The following is a 17,635-nucleotide window of genomic DNA, read 5'->3' as shown; positions in this document are numbered from 1 at the left end:
TAAATGTCATTAGTTTTCCATCATACCTAATAAATCCCTCAGATGCTCGTTTATCTTGTAGAATATGCCTACTTTTGCACCTCAATTTTTGAAGCATGATTACGGTATCCAATCTATCTTTACGCTACGGCAAACGCACGCTTTTCGAAGACGTTAACTTAAAGTTCACCCACGGTAACTGCTATGGTGTTATCGGTGCAAACGGTGCAGGTAAATCTACCTTCATGAAGATCCTATCCGGCGACGTAGATCCTTCATCCGGTTCTGTAAGTTTTACTCCCGGCGAGCGTATGGCGGTATTGAAGCAAAATCACTATGAGTTTGATGAGTTTCCTGTGATTGAAACGGTGTTGATGGGTCACAAGGAGCTTTACAGCGTCATGAAGGAGAAAGATGCTTTGTATGCTAAAGAAGACTTTACCGAGAAAGACGGTGAGCGGGCCGGAGAGCTGGAGAATATATTTGCTGAGATGGACGGGTGGAATGCAGAAAACAATGCCGCTACCCTGTTGAGCAACCTCGGAATTAAAGAAGATCAGCACTACAAGTTGTTGAAGGAACTGGATGGTAATCAAAAAGTGCGGGTGTTACTTGCACAAGCCCTGTTCGGCAATCCGGATATACTTCTGCTGGATGAGCCGACCAACGACCTTGACATCGAGACGATCGGATGGCTAGAGGATTTCCTTGCGGGATATGAGAACATCGTATTAGTGGTATCACACGACAGGCACTTTTTGGATACCGTTTGTACGCACATTGTAGATATTGATTTTGGCAAGATGACCATCTTTACCGGAAACTATTCTTTCTGGTACGAGTCAAGCCAGCTGGCTTTGCGTCAGCGCAGCGACCAGAACAAGAAGCTCGAGGATAAAGTAAAAGAGCTGCAGGAGTTCATCAGACGCTTTAGCGCTAACGCTTCGAAGTCTAAACAAGCAACCAGCCGTAAGAAGGCGTTGGATAAAATCAATTTGGAAGAGATTAAGCCTTCTAACCGGAAATATCCTGCTATCTTGTTTAATAATCAATCCAGAGAAGCCGGCGATCAAATCCTTCAGGTAGAGAATTTGCGGAAGGTTTCAGGAGGCGAGCAGCTATTTGGCGACATTAGTTTCATGGTTAACAAAGGTGATAAGATTGCCGTTTTGTCTCAGAACAGCTTGGCAACGGCCGCCTTTTATAACGTTCTTACCGGCAGGGATAAAGATTATTCCGGCGAGTTTAAGTGGGGCGTAACGATAAACGTAGCCGATATTCCGAATGACAATTCTGAGTACTTTGAAGGAAAAGACCTGAATTTGATCGACTGGCTGCGCGAATATTCTGAAGGTGAAAAAGACGAACAGTTTATCAGAGGCTTTTTGGGTAAAATGCTTTTCTCAGGCGAGGAGGTTCTGAAGAAATGTAACGTATTATCCGGAGGTGAGAAGATGCGTTGTATGTTCTCAAGGATGATGCTTCAGCAAGCGAACGTGCTGCTATTTGACGAGCCGACCAATCACTTGGATCTTGAGTCTATCACGGCCTTGAACAACGGAATGAAAGATTTTAAGGGAACGATACTATTTACATCCCGTGACCACGAGTTGACGCAAACTGTAGCTAACAGAATTATCGAAATTACTCCGAACGGAATTATTGATAAGTTGATGAGTTACGATGAGTACATTAGCAGCGATATTGTAAAGCAACAACGCGAAGAACTTTACGCACTCGCCTAAAAGGAAATAGTATTACAATAAGTAAGGCAGCTACCAGAGCTGCCTTAATTGTTTATAATTAAGAGCCCAGTGCTCTTTCTATCAGCGCTCTTCCCCGTTCAGAGAATTTTAGCGTAAAGGCGGCCTTGTGACCCGCTTCGTCCATTTTGCTCCAGCTTTTCTGCAATATCCTGATCATCTTCAGGTCATCGTGCTTCGTCAGGAAATCTTCGTATTGAAATTGAAGGAAGACGAGGCATAGCGCGTTTTCCATAGTTTGCACATCCGGATCTGATTTTAACTTTTGCTTCAATACAATTTGCTGTACTTTTTCTATGAGGTCTTCGGCAAATGCCAGTTGCCTTAAGATTTCGCCTGCTTTGGTAGCGTGATATTTTGCCAAATCAGCCCTCCAGCGGAGGTAGCCAGCCTTGTTTGCAGGATAGGAATTACGGGCAATTTCCCAGCGTCCTATATGCTGGCATCTTGACGCAAGTAGCAGTTCCGGGCTTGGTGCATCATCCAACTTCAACACCCAGTTATACAGTTGCAGGCTATAGAAGTATTCGGCTGGATACAACTCTCCTTCCCACATAAATTTATTCGGATCCATCTTGTTGTAGTCATCAAAAAGACGAAACGCTTCTTCCATTTGGTCAGCTTTCATTTTTATTGTAATTTTTTTAACAAACTCTTTATAAAGTTGCTAATTAAACAAAAAAATACTTTAATTTCTATGCTTAAATTATTATTTTTGGACTCATTTTAAGGGAATTGCAAATTTTGAAAGTCACATTGTGGACTTAGCAAAATTATCGCGCTGCAGAACAATCCCTGAAAAATCATGTAGTATTAGAAAAACGCATACGTGTTGATAAATTGAATCATGACTAGTAAAAATAATGAACCAGGGAGACCGGATGTAGTTTTAATTGGGGCTGGAATAATGAGTGCAACTTTAGGTGTGATGCTTAAAGAACTTGAACCAGATATTACGATTGAAATCTACGAACGGTTGGACGTTGCAGCAGCAGAAAGCTCTGATGCATGGAACAATGCCGGTACAGGACATGCTGCATTCTGTGAGTTGAACTATACGCCAGAGCTCGAAAATGGGTCGGTAAACATCAGCAAAGCGATTAAGGTTGCCGAATCTTTTGAAATCTCCAGACAGTTTTGGGCGAGTTTGGTGGAGAAGGGCTTCTTAGATAAGCCAAGTTCCTTCATCCGCAGTATTCCGCATATGAGCTTTGTCTGGGGCGATGAGAATGTTAGTTTCCTTAAGAAACGATACGCCGCTTTAACTGAAAATCCCTTGTTTAAAGGGATGGAATATTCAGAAGATTTCAACCAGATTGCTGAATGGGTTCCTTTAGTGATGGAAGGAAGAGATGCTGCTCAAAAGGTGGCTGCAACAAAAATGGACATCGGTACGGATGTTAATTTTGGAGCTCTTACCCGTTGTATGTTCAACAAGCTGAAACAAATGGACGGTGTTTCCCTTCATTTTTATCATGAAGTTCGGAACCTGCATAAAGATTCAAAAGGCTTCTGGAACCTGGGAATGAAGGATCTTTCGACAGGTGATACCAAGAGCGTGCGCACTAAGTTCGTGTTTATTGGCGCTGGTGGCGGATCTTTGCCCTTGTTGCTGAAATCTGGTATTCCTGAGAGCAAAGGTTATGGTGGCTTTCCGGTCAGCGGTCAATGGTTGAAATGTACTAATCCGGAGATTATCGAGCGTCATGAGGCAAAAGTATACGGCAAAGCTTCAGTTGGTTCGCCTCCGATGTCTGTTCCTCACCTTGATACGCGCATGATCAACGGTAAAAAAGCTCTTCTTTTTGGTCCTTATGCAGGTTTTACTACTAAGTTCCTGAAAGAAGGTTCCTTTTTCGATCTTATCAAATCAATAAAACTAAGTAATATTAGGCCAATGCTTGCCGCTGGTCTGGACAATATTCCACTTACCAAATATCTGATCGAGCAGGTTAGACAGTCGCCGGAAGAGCGCTTGGAGGCACTGAAAGAGTATTATCCGAATGCAAAGATGGAAGACTGGGAGCTGGAGATTGCAGGTCAACGAGTTCAGGTGATTAAGAAAGATGCAAAGCACGGTGGTATTTTGGAATTTGGGACAGAGGTTGTAAACGCTTCCGACGGTTCGATAGCCGCTCTTTTAGGAGCATCGCCGGGTGCATCTACCACTGTATCGATCATGATCAACTTGCTGGAACGTTGCTTTAAAGATAAAATGAAGTCGCCGGAATGGCAGGCAAAGTTGAAGGAGTTGATCCCGACTTTTGGAAAGCATCTAAGCACCGATGCCCAGTTGTGTGAAGAAACCAGGCAATGGACCGGCGAAGTCCTTGGTCTAACTACGCCAGAAACACTACAGGCATAAGCAAAGTCGAATAGAATTGTAAGGTCCGGATATAACTCCGGGCCTTTTTTGTTTCGCTGGAATTAGCTAACAATATTTAAATAAGCTTGTTAGCTGATTATGATAAAGATTTTGCCAGAATCTGAAAGAGACCTTTTGGTGGTTAAAGTGACTGCAAAGCTTACAGATAGCGACTTTGACATCTATAGGGATGCCGTTAGGATGAGGATAGAGCAGTTTGGTTATGTTCGGCTGTATTTTGAGATGGAAGCATTTGAAGGTTGGGAGATTTCCAGTTTTCTCGAAAACGGTCTTTTCGACTTGGTGCATGGTCAGAAGTTTGGAAGAGTGGCGATGGTGGGTGAAAGGCAATGGCAGGAAATAGCCGCAAGGGTAGCCTCTCTGGTTAAAAGAAAAGGAATTAAGTATTTTGAACTTGGGGATCGGGAAATTGCACTACTATGGGTGAAAGCCGATCCCGACAAGCCGATCTAATTTTAGGGGTAACCACTCCCCTTAAAAAAGACTGTTCGTAAACTCCATTTTTATTTTGGCCTGGAAGTTTCCTATGATCCGGAAGATTTCCTTAAGTGTCACTCTCTCTATCTTCGTTAGCGCATTAGGATCGATATAGTTATCCGGACTGACCTTATCCTGAATGATCTGGCTAGCTTGCTTCTTAAGTCTCATCCCCATAAGGAAATAATAACACTGCATAAGCTCCATATATTCAGACTCTTTAAATACGCCTATCTCTTTCAAAGCTTTAATTCTTTCTCCCGTATTTACTTTAAAAATCCGGTGCTTGAGCGAGTAAACGCGTACTAAATCAACAATCGGCGTCATCGCTTTTTTGATGTCAAAAACCTCATGTGCCCCTATTGTTATCGTCTTAATGTTTTTGAAGAAAGTAAGAGGCGGTTCGTATTGTAGTGCATTTTTGGCCATATGGAAAAACAACTTCTCCATCGGTTTTTGCAGTTCCCCGTCCAGGAAATCTTTCAGCTCATCCATAATAGATTGCTCGCCGAAAATCAGTCTGCAATCGAAGAAGGTGGAAAACTTGATCACTGTTTCTGGAAGGGACTCTTGCATCCAGCTGATGTAGTTTCGCTTCCAGTGCGACAGAGAGTGCGTCCACTTTGGATTGCTGGCCATAAAACCACCGGTGCAATAGCTAAAGCCAACGTAGTCTAAACGCTCAGACACCATTGCTGCAAATTTTAAAAAGTATTCCCGTACCAGCTCCCGGTGTTCATTTGCCTTGTCTTCATAAATAATGGCGTTGTCCTGATCGGTTTTCAGCGTTTGTTCCTTCCGGCCTTCACTGCCTAGTACCATAAATACGAACTTGGCGGGCGGCTGTCCAATTTCGTCAATAACCCCTTCAATTACCTTGACGGCAATGGTATCAGAGATAGTAGTAATTACGTCGTTTACAATCTCGGAGTTAACTCCCCTGCTAAGAAGCTGCGTAACAATTTGCGGGACCCTCTCCCATTTCAGCTTCAGCTCGTCTACGGACAAAGCCAGCTTTACAGATTGTATGAAGACCAGCGGCGACTGTGCCTGTTCACTAAGCAGTTTGTTGCGGCTGATAAAGCCTTTGTACTGCCTTCCATCTTCTACCAGCAGGTAGCGTGTTTTGGTTCTGAACATCATCAATATTGCCTCGTGCACATAAGCCTGCGGACTGATAGAGACAATTGGTTTATCCATAATGTCACCAACAGGCTGAGTTGGGTCACCCAGTTCGGCAATAATTTTATCCCGTAAGGTAATATCAGTTACATAGCCAACGATAGTGTTCGCTTCATCTCGTATAAATAGACAGCTCAGCTTGTGAGTTCCCATCAAACGTGCAGCTTCAAAGGCGGGCGTGCTGGTGCTACAAGATATAATATCGCGCGACTCAATGCTCTCTATTTTACGCGAGTACAGTTGGTCTGAAGCTATGAAGCTCTCATCAAACGAAGCTGGTCTTTTAGCAAAATGAGCGAAATCCTCGTTCTGCATTCGCTTACCATATTCTGCAATGAAAAAGTGGAAGAACTCGTCGTTGGCCTGGCACAGTCCTTTGAACTCCTTACGAGGCAGAAAGTAAACCATCGTCCCCTTTTTTACTATTGCCGTTCGAAGGGATTTTTTTCTGTTCAGGAGAATTGATATACCCCCAAAGCAGTGACCCTTGCCATGATGTTCTACCAGTCGCTTGTTATGGGCATTATCATAAAAGAAGGTCTCGTATTCGCCTTCCACAATGATGTCGACGCCTTTCATTTTAGTAACTTCCTGTTGATAAATCAGGGCGTCCTTCGTATGTCTCACCTCCACCAGAAGATCAGCCACGGTGGTTAAAACTTCTTCTGGGAGCTTATCAAAAGGTTTTACAGTTCTTAAAAACTCTAATCGTTCATTCATGCATTAACAGCGATAAATAGAATAAGCAGTAAACTTATAGCGAGTAAAAGCCAGAAAGGGCCCTTATCTTTTTGTTTAATCGTCAAATCAAGCTTTTGTTGTTCTACTTCTGTGCGAGTCAACTCGCCTCGCTTCAGAAGCTCGAAAAAGCAATCAGCGGTAGCTTTAGCATCGTAAATTGCGTTATGCGGTTTTTCCAGCTGTTTATTAAATAGCATTTGGTATAACTCTCCCAATTTCATGAATTTCCTTATAGGATTTTGCATGAATCTGGTTGTAGATACCATGGTGCAGAAAACTGGAAGTGCGTTTGTTGCTATCGGATTTTGAATATCTGACCTAAAAAAGTCGGCCGCCAGTACATGATAGTCAAACTCCATAAAATGTCCGATTACCAGGGGAGTGTACCTGTTAAGGTCATCCGCTAACAATTGCATTACTGTCTTTCTGTTTTCTCCATGAGTGTCAAGGTAAGAACGGGTAATGCCATGGATTTTGATGGACGAGTCGGAAATCTTAAAGTCCTGATCCCCGATGTAGTGGTCTTCGCGCTTGATTTCTTTTCCATCGCTCGAGTAGACCAACCAGGATACCTGGACTGAATAAGGCCAATTACCCTTTTTTGCATAGGGCTCTATCCAGCTTTTGGGTACTCCTGATGCTTCGGTATCGATAAATAGAAGGTAATCTTTCACTTTAAAACTTTCAGAGCCGCTTAGACTTAATCGGGTTTCCAAATATAGAATTCGCCTGATAAAAGCAGTATAAATGACCTAAAATAATCCCTATAAAATTCACTTGAAATCTTAATTCGGCTAATCTAATGGAGTGCTTTTCTGTTTTTAAATTATGAATACGTTATTTCCATCCTTGCCACTGCAACCGGAAGGCTTTCAATATTACCCGGATTTCCTGTCAAAAGCAGAGGAGGATTACTTGCTCCAGTTAGTGAAAAGGATAGAATTGAAGACTTTTGTTTTTCAGGGCTATGAGGCGAAGCGAAAGGTGGCAAGTTTTGGATACGACTGGGATTTTCAAAGCCGAACCTTATCCCAGGGAAGACCAATTCCAGGTGAGTTTCAGCCATTGATCAGTAAATGCGCATCTCTTTTAAGTTTTGATAGTAGCGACCTTGCCGAGCTGTTGGTGACTGAGTACGCCCCCGGAACTGTCATCAACTGGCACCGCGACGCTCCTCCTTTTGACGCCATCATTGGGGTTTCTCTTAACAGCGATTGTAAATTTCGATTTCGCCGGTATGATAAAGGTAAACAAGGTCGAGGCTCGATTATTTCCTTAGATGCGAAAAGAAGATCAGCATACGTGATCCAGGGACCGGCGAGGTCGGATTGGGAGCATAGTATTGCCCCCGTTAAGGAGTTGCGCTATTCAATTACCTTGAGGACGCTAAAGCCCACGGCTAACTCATAAAAAAAGCAGCTATAATTCATAGCTGCTTTTCTTCCTTACTGAGGTTAAAACTTATTGAACATCCAAAGCATCGATGGCCAGATTCGCTGCATCGTCTGCTATGATTCTTACCTTATAAGTACCGGCATTGATCATTGTTCCGGTGTTGGTATTGAAATAGTTCCATTTGCCTTCTTTGGTTGGAGCAAAAACTACATCCTCAGCTTTCTTCATCACCGTTCCGTCCGCTGCAAGGATTTCTATCTTTCCTTTAAGATCTTTCTGGAAAGGATTATGGTATTTCAACGTAAGTGAGTACGTGTCCGCTACTCCCGTTGAGAAGGTAAACTCCAGAACATCGCCAGACGCTCTCTTAAATACCACTCGTTCACGTCCCATCAATACTTCTTTGGTGAGGCCGGTTCCTTTGAACACAGCTTCGGTAGCTTTGTAGGAAGTCGCTTTCTTCAGGTCGTAAGCTGGCTGAATGTTTGAAGCGGGGTTTACTGCAACTATTGCCTTACCTGCAACCGCGCCTGCCTGAACCGTTTCTCCCGCCTTGAAGCGTTTGCGGAAAACTTTAAAGCGTTCGCCTCCGTTCGCAGTGGTGACAACCTCTCCGGGTTGTTCTTCATAATCCTTCATCCATATCGGAGCTGATGCAGCTTTTGCAGCCAGAGCGATATACACATCGGCGTCAAAGCTCACCTTGAAAGATGGGACAGAGGAATTTGAAGTGGCGGTATTCTGAATGTATTCTGCGCCATGCAGATAGGATGGCAGGGCTACAAATACCTCCTGCTGATTATCAGCGTATACAGGATTACCTGTGTCCATCCAACTCCTTGTTTTTAGCTTGCCGCCTTGGTTCTCAATTAGTAATGGAGAAGCTGGAGCCGGCTGAATCTTGTCTTTTGTGGAAGCGATCGCGATGGCTGAAATGAGGGCCTGCCCCGATTTTACTTCCGGAAAAGATAGTACCAGCTGTCCGCCTTTTACCTTCACTTTCACTGTCTTTTTCAAAGCGGCATCATGGCCTGCTTCCTTCCAGATGTCCACATCATCTAGGACGGTTTGACCGTTAACAGCTACGTCAAACACACGCATTCCTGTGGCATCCATTCCGCCTCCGGTTCCTAACCAAGGTTCAGTAAAATATAGTTCAACTACATATTCACCGTCCGGGACGGGGAAGAAATATTTCAGCTTATCACGCCCGTAGCGGAAATTCTGGAACAGTTTCCAGTCCTTCGTGCCTTTGATCGGATCATGGGTATGCCGTTGACTGGCGAAGTATGGAGGCATCTCAGCGAAATCGTCCGTCCAGGAAACAGAGCCCCAGGTTTTGTCGCTGCTGCGATGCCTGTCGGCCATCCAGATATTTCCATTCTCATCTTTATAGTCTGGTCCGCCTGCGTTTACACGATACAGGTAGTTCAAGCCTTTTTCAGGAGCTGTGATGTTTTTTGCATTTTTGTAGAAGTCGTTAAAGCTCGGTGCCTGAGGAAGATGATGGAGAACAATGTAGTCTGTTGCTACCTCTTTGCCCTTCACATAACCCTTTGCATACAGCACATTGTACCTGATATCGACATTATCCCACTGGAAATGCGTCCCGATTCCTCCGCGCTTCTTTCTTCCCAGGGAAACCTTGTTTACGTCGTTAAACAGCTCTACTTCATCACAGTTAGAGTAAATGGTAATGCTGTCTTTCCTGCCGGGACTCAGCCAACGCTCCGGCCAGGTATGTGAAACGATGTAGACCATTGGTTCCGTTTCTTTGGGAGCATAGTTGGCCCGGAACATATAGAATACATCCAGCGGCTCTTCCCATGGAGTAAGTAAGCCTTTGTAATTCACAGGTCCAATCCGGTCAAGTTCCCGAAGACCTTCTCCTCCCTGCACCCGGCCGGGATTATCATGTGATGTAAACAGCCAGAAGTAGTGACCAGAAGTTTTATCTTTTACTGATTCAGCCAGGCGTACCTTCATTTCCATTAGCTGAGACATTCGGTCTTCGCTGTAAGGTCCGTTTTGATTAAAAGGACCTTCGGTGTGCAGGTCAAGTGTTCTCCATGCCCCGTACTCTCCTATCAGAACTTGCCGCTGCACATCCTGATCGTACGTTTTAGGATCACCGCCATAGGTGCCCGTCCAGTTCTGAGGAACATCCCAATCGGTACCTGAACCACCGTTACAAGTGGTCACTAAACGCTGGGAAGATGCCGTTGGATCCAGCTTACGGATAAGCTCAGTACATTCGCGGGCAAAGTCTTCCGGCAAGGTACTTTCGTTCTCCAGTCCCCATAAGATAATTGAAGGACTATTTCTGCGCTCTTTCACCCAGTCGGTGAGCAGCTCTTTGAAATTCTTTCTGAACTCCGGGGTGTCATACCAGATATGAGCCGCCATTTGTGTCCACCAAAGAATTCCTTCCTTATCCCAAAATTCATGGTATCGGAAGTTATGTGGTTGGTGAGCATCGCGGAAAGAATTAAAGCCGGCTGCCTTCATTTGGCGAACACGAGAGGATACCTGCTCAGCGCTAAAAGCGTGGCTATTGCCTATTAGGTGTTCGTACTCTGCAATTCCATTAATGAAGACCGGCTTGCCATTCAGGAAGAAGCGTTTATCATTATTCTTCCTGCCGATTGGCCAGCTGATCCAGCGAATACCATAAGCAGTGTTCAGCTCGTCCAGCAGTTTACCCTGCTCGTAAACCTTCGTGTGAATATCGTACAAGTAAGGATTTTCAACAGACCAAAGTGTAGGATTGGTAACCGTTAATTTTCCTTTGGTAGTTACCGTAGATCCTGCAGCAATTTTTAGCTCCTCAGAAGATTCAGCAACTTTTTTCCCTGCTCTATCATTAACCGTGGTGACAATTCGTAAATTTTTTATGGACTTACCGTAGTTCTTCAGTTCGGTACTGTGATTCAACAGGGCTGATTTCTCGTTCACTGAAGCATCATTCCACACATGCACCCCAAACGGCTCTATCCGTACTTCGTTGGTAACGATGAGGTGAACAGGCCGGAAGATTCCCATTGGTTGAGATCCTTCAGAGAAGCCCCTTTCGGTAGAACAGCCGCCGCAAACCCAGGGTAAATCCTGAATATGAGGAGGATGATCAGCCCTTACGGCCAGAAGATTTGGCTTGTTATTAAGATTAATGGCATCCGTCACGTCGAGTGTGAAAGAAGTCCGTCCTCCTGCGTGATAGCCCACCTGCTTGCCGTTCAGGAATACCGTTGCATAGGACCCTACCCCTTCAAACCAGAGGAAGTACCGGCTTCCAGGTTTCTTATCGGCCGTAGTAAACGTCTTTCTATACCAGGAATAACCGTGTCGGTTGCCGTGCATTAGTCGGCGGTAACCATGGTACTGATCCCAGTTATGAGGAACGTTTACCTGTTCCCAGTTTTTATCGTTAAAAGAGGTTTTTTCAAATCCTTTATAGGCTTCTTTATCTTCGTCATTCGCTATAGAGCGCCAGCCGTTGTCAAGCGAAATATCTTTACGAATACCTGCCTGCCCGAAGGCACTAAGGTTTATCCCGCAGATAAAAGCTAGTAAATAAATGGTTCGTTTAGTCACAATCATATCCTAACCAGCCCTGCTGAGGCAGAAGCTCTTTATAATTTTTGTAATTCTCCGTTGAATTTGTACTTCTTCCCTTTTTTGGTGGGAAGGCTAATTTGTTTACCTGCATATCTTAACACACAGTTCTCGCCAGCATTCGATAGTACTTCAACATTCGTCAGTTTTCCGTTTTTCCAGCTGAAGTTCAGTTCGAAGCCGCCCCGTGCACGAATACCTTTTACGGTTCCTTCAGCAAACTGAGCAGGAAGTGCCGGTAAGATGTCGATGTATTTGGTATGACTCTGGATTAGCATTTCAGCGATCCCTGCTGCACCCCCGAAATTTCCATCGATCTGAAAAGGAGGATGTGCATCAAAAAGATTAACGTAGGATCCGCCGTTTCCGCTTGCCGGTCTGAGTAACATTTTTACCATTTGCATGGCATGTTCCCCATCTTTGAAGCGGGCCCAGAAGTTAATTTTCCAGGCAAGACTCCAACCAGTGCCTTCGTCCCCACGCATAATGAGCGATTGACGCGCTGCTTTTACCAGTTCAGGTGAGTCGTCCCAGTTGATTTCGTTACCCGGATGCAGGCCCCAGAGATGAGAAACGTGACGGTGTTTGTTTTCCGGATCGTCGATATCTTGTAGCCACTCCTGCAGCTGTCCATGTTTACCAATCTGGTTTGGAGCAATCTGCGGAACTTTCTCCTTCATCAAGCTGCGGAACTCTGCGTCTACGCCTAAAATCTCACTTGCCTCAATTACATTCTTGAATAGTGTACGGATGATCTGATGGTCCATAGTTGGACCAGCAACAAGGCCACCATTTTCAGGTGAATTGGAAGGTGTACTGATCAGCCAACCGGTCTTTGGATCCTTCACCAGAAACTCGGCGTAGAATTTCGCTGCTTCCTTCATGATCGGATAAGCGCGGTCTCTCAGAAAGGCTTTATCCTGTGTAAACAGATAGCGCTCCCACAAATGCTGACTTACCCAACCCGATCCTCCTACCCAGATTCCATGGTTAGATGCATTGATCGGAGCAGTTCCACGCCATAAATCTGTATTGTGATGTAGCACCCAGCCATTGGCATTGTAGTGTGCTTTGGCTGTTTTTCTGCCCTGCTGCGAAAGCTCTTCGACCATCTTGAAAAATGGTTCGTGCATCGGCGACAGGTTCAGCAGCTCGGCTGGCCAGTAGTTCATTTCCGCGTTAATATTGGTCGTGTACTTGCTACCCCAGGGAGGTGAAAGCAAATCGTTCCAAATTCCCTGGAGGTTTGCCGGACGAGTGCCGGGTCTTGAACTGGAAATCAACAAGTATCTTCCATATTGAACATACAAAGCGGCAAAAGAAGGATCTACAGCCTGATGGAATTTAACCAATCGTTCGTCTGTAGGAAGATCGGCATTCGGACCTTTTGCCAGTGTAATAGAAAAGGGTTTATAGTATTGCTGATACTCTTTGACATGATCCGCTTTTACGCGTGCATATTTCTTGCCTTTCAGGCTTGCCAAGGCATCGCGACAAGCAGCCAGGGGATCTCCGCTCACATCCTGATAGTTCACATAGTTTGTTCCGGCCGTGAGATAGAGGGTCACTTCATCGGCTCCGTCCACGAGGATACGGTCGTTTACAAGTGTTACTTTTCCTTTTTTTGCTTCCACCCGAAGGAGGCTCTCTCCTCTTAAAGCCCCATTGCGAACCTGCAGTGAAAGTGCAAGGGTTCTATCATCTATCTTCTTCGCCAGCGATTTTTTGTGCGGGCTGCTGAGAAGAGTTTCGAAACTTATGCTTCCTTTCTTGTCGGCACTAAGATGAATTACAATTGCTTGATTGGGTTGACTTACGAAGTATTCGCGCGTGTAATTGACGCCATTGATTGAATATGTAGTACGCGAGATCGCTGTGCTCAAATCCAACTCACGGCGATAGTTCTTGGCCGCCTGCGTCCCTTTGAAGGTTAAGTGAACATCGCCGAAAGGCTGATAATCTGCCTGAAATTTTGGAACAGCGGGCGGCTCATCGTTTTGAATCCGGTATTTCCATGGCTTCACCAGTGAGATCCCAGACTTAGCATCGCTGCCTTCCGGGTAAACTGCAATTGGACGACTTGTATCTTTGTAGCCGGCAATCCCACCTTTATCGGTGTAGTTTAATACCTGGATGGCGATAGTGTTCGTGCCTTTTTTTATCACATCCTTCGGGATGATATACTTTCTTCCCTCTGTGCCGTCGGTGGTTCCAACCAGTTTGCCGTTCACGTAGGTGAAATCCTGATCGCGGATGCGGTTCAAGTCAAGGACAATATTTTTTCCAACCCAGCTTGCAGGTGCTTCAAAAGTAGTACGAAACCATACGGCTCCGTCCAAACCCTCCAAACCTGCAGTTTCCCAGCCTTCGTAAGTTGGTACCGTGAAGGTTACCCACTTGCTATCATCGTAGCTTTCCTGGCTTGGATCACCGTCCATTCCTTTGAAAGCCCGCATGTCGGCAAACCATTTCTCTCGCTGCCCCTCGGTGCTTTTCATTCCCATGAATTTGTCAGCAGCGAGCTTCTCAGCTTCCTTTTGTTTTCCTTCTGCTACAAGCCGGCGGATTTCAGCCAGATAAGCAGAAGCACCTTCCCGATGGTAATCTCTCGGTTCGCCTGTCCACAACGTTTCTTCGTTAAACTGAATCCGATCGGATTCCAGACCTGCGAATACCATCGCTCCCAGGCGGCCATTTCCAATAGGCAAGGCGTCGGTCCATTTCTGAGCCGGACGATTATACCAGAGCTTATAATCCTGCCCCTGGGCAAAGCTTCGATTCAAACTTGCCAGTATTGCACACAGGAGGGTTAAAAGAGTAAATCTGCTAAGGGAAAAATTCATGAATTCGTTTTTTATTTAAGAATATTTCTCGGGTCCAGATTGATCACTTCTTTTACAGCCGCGTCTTTAACCAGTGGCGTTTTCACGTTTTTAAAGTTGTTGCCGTCAAGCGTGATGCCTTTTGTTTTTTCTCCACCTAGTTTCAGGTAAATATCTGTACCTGCGGGTGAGAAAGAATCGTAGACGAAGGCATCCTGCACATTGTTTAACTCCACAACAGGTACTCCGGCATGCGGCTTAAATGTTTTCACACCGTCTATTTCCAGTACGTTCACATCCTGCACTTTCACTGCAGGTCCACTTTCTGTGTTCACGGTAACATTGTGCAGCTCGATCTTGTTAGCCAGATTAATATTGAAGCCGGTTTTTGCATCGATGTTGATATCGTTAAATGTGATGTTTTCCACGGGCATCTCAACTAACCCATTGATAAAACAAGCTTGATTGATTTGCGAACCGGTGATATTGCTGAAATGAATATTACGGAAAATTGGCGTGCGCTCAGAAACAGGCTCGGGATTCGTTTTTGCGTATTGAAGGTCAAGCACAATAGCCTGGTCCGGAATATTCTTCATCACAATATTATCCACGCGGATCTCCTCCACTACTCCACCTCTACCACGAGCCGACTTGATACGAATTCCGCGATCAGTGCCGTCGAATATACAGTTAGAGATAGCGATCTTGCGAACGCCTCCCGACATCTCACTACCGATTACCACGCCTCCATGGCCGGACAGCATTGTGCAATTCGTGATGGTGTAGTTTTCAGCAGGCGTGTTCTTAGCTCTTCCTGGCTTGTCTTTACCTGATTTGATGGTGATACAGTCATCGCCTACGCTGATATGGCTATCTGAGATCCGCACATTGCTGCATGACTCCGGGTTAATTCCATCGGTATTGGGAGCAAACTCAGCTGGATTAAAAATAGTTACAGCGTGAACAGTTACGTTGTCACTGAACTGAGGATTTACCGTCCAAAAAGGAGAATTGCGGATAGTGATACCCTCGATCAGCACGTTTTTGCAGTACATTGGCTGAATAAACGGAGGACGAAGAAAGCCGCGTTTCATTTGTCTCGGATCATCTGGAAGCAAGATATCTTTGTTCAGCTCGTCAAACATCAACTGCCATTTTGAACGCGGCTGATCTTGTTTGTAGCCTTCCACAAAATCCCACCATTTTTTGCCGTGACCATCAACAATTCCACGGCCTTTGATAGCAATGTTCTCTGCTTCGTACGCATAAAATAGCGGAGAGAAGCTGGTCACGTCTACCCCTTCGTAACGGGTTTTTACCATGGGAAGGTAGTCATCGAAGTTATCGCTAAAGTGCAATTCAGCTCCTGCATCAATGTAGATGGTGATGTTGCTCTTCAGGTGGATGGGACCAGTCAGGTATTTACCGGCAGGAAAATACACTGTACCTCCGCCTGCTTTTGAAGCAGCTTCGATTGCTTTCTTGATGGCAGCTGTAGCCAGTTTGCTACTATCGTTCTTCGCACCATATTTAAGTACGTTGTAGTAGTTCTGTGCGCTCGCTGTCAGGGAGCTAACAAAAAGAACAACAGCCACGAAGGCCGCTTTAGTCAACTTTTGCGGATTGGAAAAAATCATTTCTGTGTGTTTAAACCTTTTTAAGAATTAAAGGCCGACAGAAATCTGCCGGCCATTATGCACTTATATTTTCGCTGTAAGGCGTTTGATCTTGTCGGACTTAACAACCTCTTTTCCGTCGACATAGGCTTTAAATCCTTTGCCTTTGCCGTACTTTGAACCGTCTTTATCCCAGAGAATGGTAACAATTCTTCCCTGGTAGGGAACCTTATCTAAACAGAAATAATCCCACTGATTTTCTGGTACGATTGGATCGATCTCAAGGGTGTTATCAGTCCGCAGTTTCAAACCGATAAGATCATTGATGATAATATCTGCAAAGGTAGAGTGGTTATAGAATTTACTGCGGGGATTGTCGCCTTTTAACCATTCGCCAGTTTTTTCATCCTGATACTCGCCGATGTAGATCTTATCGTTCATGCGGTGGGACATTGCATATTTATGCAACTCATTGTAGAAAACCTGTTTCGTCATTTTGCCCTGATGCTTGTAGTTGGTCAGGAGATTAGCCATGCCTTTCAGGGTTTGCGATGTGGCATACGGCCAGACAGCTCCATCCCATTCGCAACCATGACCAGAGCCATGCGTTCTGAACAAGGGGTGACGACGTTCAGCGGTAGTTAAGCCCCATGGAGCATTGAATCCATTGGTATCCAGGATTTGATCCCATTGTTTCGCATACTTCGGTTTATCATACGGTAGGTTGAAATACCATGGAATAAAACCGATTGCTTCGCGAGCATCGCATAAGCCACCTTTTTCGTACTGAACTTTGAAGAATGAAGCCGTGTCATCCCACAGTTCTTCATGAACAGCCTTGCGTAAAAACTTCTCTTTCTTCTTATAAGTCTTCTCCAGGGAATCAATGTCGAAAAGATCCGCCAGTTCTACCATCGCCTTGGCGTTTCCGTACATGTAGCTGTTAATGGTAGGGCGAATATTTTTCTCTTTCCTGGAACCACTGATTGATTCTTCCATCGCGTCGCGTACATCAAATTGCCAGAACATCTTGTTCGGTGCCTGTTTCTCCTGCTCCCACCTCAAGTAGTCTGCATGAAGCGCAGGCATCAGGTTGGCAATGAACTGTTTGTCTTTGGTAAGCTTGTAGTAATCGTAAAGCGTATAGTGGATCCAGCTGCTGAAGGCGTGGAACCGGGAGGCTTTATGCTTTGGATCAATGAAGAACCAGAAATTGATATAATCTTTGATGTACTGCTGATTGTGTAACCAGCGACCTTCGTTGATCTGGTGGCTTAATCCACTACTGATGGCATTGTACTTCCCTGCATGGTTCGCTGGTGTGATAAATTCGGTTACGACATGCCCTTCGGGAGTTTGCTTAATGTGTTTGCGGTACGACCACCAGCGGAAGTAATACACCTTCTCAATCGCCGAATCCGGACAATCAAACAAGGGGATATTTTTGGAAAGCCAGTCGAACGACTGTGCGTTGGGAACAAGGTTCACAACAGCTTCTTCCTTATCCACGACGTTAAATTCATCCACGTAGCTCTTCAGGTCAGAAGTGCCCAGGACGGCTGCTTTCTGCGCAAACCCGGTATTGATCTGCAGAAGCGATAAAAAAAGTATACTCAACAGCGATTTATTCATCATATTATTAAAACTCAATCAAGGTAAATT

Annotated in this window: 11 protein-coding genes; 4 read left to right on the top strand and 7 right to left on the bottom strand. The window is 45.0% G+C overall.

What is annotated here, in order from left to right; all coding sequences use genetic code 11:
* Positions 1-95: 95 nt before the first annotated feature.
* Positions 96-1,724: an ABC-F family ATP-binding cassette domain-containing protein gene (locus J4N23_RS01795; protein WP_207425292.1), complete on the top strand. Its 1,629-nt coding sequence runs from the start codon at positions 96-98 to the stop codon at positions 1,722-1,724.
* 58 nt (positions 1,725-1,782) lie between these two features.
* Here J4N23_RS01795 and J4N23_RS01790 read toward each other — a convergent pair whose 3' ends face one another.
* A complete protein-coding gene (locus J4N23_RS01790) occupies positions 1,783-2,370 on the bottom strand; it encodes a DUF4202 domain-containing protein (RefSeq protein ID WP_207425291.1) in 588 nt (195 codons plus the stop codon).
* Between the two features lie 219 nt (positions 2,371-2,589).
* Between J4N23_RS01790 and J4N23_RS01785 the strand changes: the two genes are divergently transcribed.
* Together J4N23_RS01785 and J4N23_RS01780 are read left to right on the top strand one after the other, a co-directional pair.
* The gene (locus J4N23_RS01785) at positions 2,590-4,107 is read left to right on the top strand and encodes a malate:quinone oxidoreductase (protein WP_207425290.1); all 1,518 of its coding nucleotides are present in this window, start codon (positions 2,590-2,592) and stop codon (positions 4,105-4,107) included.
* Positions 4,108-4,206: 99 nt separating this feature from the next.
* Positions 4,207-4,581: an STAS/SEC14 domain-containing protein gene (locus J4N23_RS01780; protein WP_207425289.1), complete on the top strand. Its 375-nt coding sequence runs from the start codon at positions 4,207-4,209 to the stop codon at positions 4,579-4,581.
* A gap of 21 nt (positions 4,582-4,602) precedes the next feature.
* Here J4N23_RS01780 and J4N23_RS01775 read toward each other — a convergent pair whose 3' ends face one another.
* Positions 4,603-6,507, bottom strand: coding sequence for a DUF294 nucleotidyltransferase-like domain-containing protein (locus tag J4N23_RS01775; RefSeq protein WP_207425288.1), 1,905 nt, complete (start codon positions 6,505-6,507; stop codon positions 4,603-4,605).
* A complete protein-coding gene (locus J4N23_RS01770; protein WP_207425287.1) occupies positions 6,504-7,202 on the bottom strand; it encodes a 3'-5' exonuclease in 699 nt (232 codons plus the stop codon). The genes J4N23_RS01775 and J4N23_RS01770 overlap by 4 nt, the downstream gene beginning before the upstream one ends.
* A gap of 154 nt (positions 7,203-7,356) precedes the next feature.
* Between J4N23_RS01770 and J4N23_RS01765 the strand changes: the two genes are divergently transcribed.
* On the top strand, positions 7,357-7,938 hold the full coding sequence (locus J4N23_RS01765) for an alpha-ketoglutarate-dependent dioxygenase AlkB (protein WP_207425286.1): 582 nt from the start codon (positions 7,357-7,359) through the stop codon (positions 7,936-7,938).
* Positions 7,939-7,989: 51 nt separating this feature from the next.
* On the opposite strand, the gene J4N23_RS01760 is transcribed toward J4N23_RS01765, so the two are convergent.
* From J4N23_RS01760 to J4N23_RS01745, 4 genes are all read right to left on the bottom strand, one after another.
* A complete protein-coding gene (locus J4N23_RS01760; protein ID WP_207425285.1) occupies positions 7,990-11,520 on the bottom strand; it encodes a malectin domain-containing carbohydrate-binding protein in 3,531 nt (1,176 codons plus the stop codon).
* Between the two features lie 32 nt (positions 11,521-11,552).
* Positions 11,553-14,378: a glycoside hydrolase N-terminal domain-containing protein gene (locus tag J4N23_RS01755; RefSeq protein ID WP_207425284.1), complete on the bottom strand. Its 2,826-nt coding sequence runs from the start codon at positions 14,376-14,378 to the stop codon at positions 11,553-11,555.
* 11 nt (positions 14,379-14,389) lie between these two features.
* Positions 14,390-15,994 (bottom strand): glycoside hydrolase family 28 protein, encoded by a 1,605-nt coding sequence (locus J4N23_RS01750; RefSeq protein ID WP_207425283.1) that lies wholly within the window; start codon positions 15,992-15,994, stop codon positions 14,390-14,392.
* Between the two features lie 63 nt (positions 15,995-16,057).
* Positions 16,058-17,608 carry a glycosyl hydrolase family 65 protein gene (locus J4N23_RS01745; protein WP_207425282.1) on the bottom strand — a complete coding sequence of 517 codons (1,551 nt, stop codon included), beginning with the start codon at positions 17,606-17,608 and terminating at the stop codon, positions 16,058-16,060.
* Positions 17,609-17,635: the final 27 nt, after the last annotated feature.

Source organism: Pedobacter sp. SYSU D00535 (assembly GCF_017355855.1).
GTDB lineage: Bacteria > Bacteroidota > Bacteroidia > Sphingobacteriales > Sphingobacteriaceae > Desertivirga.
This window is presented reverse-complemented; position numbering and strand designations above follow the sequence as displayed.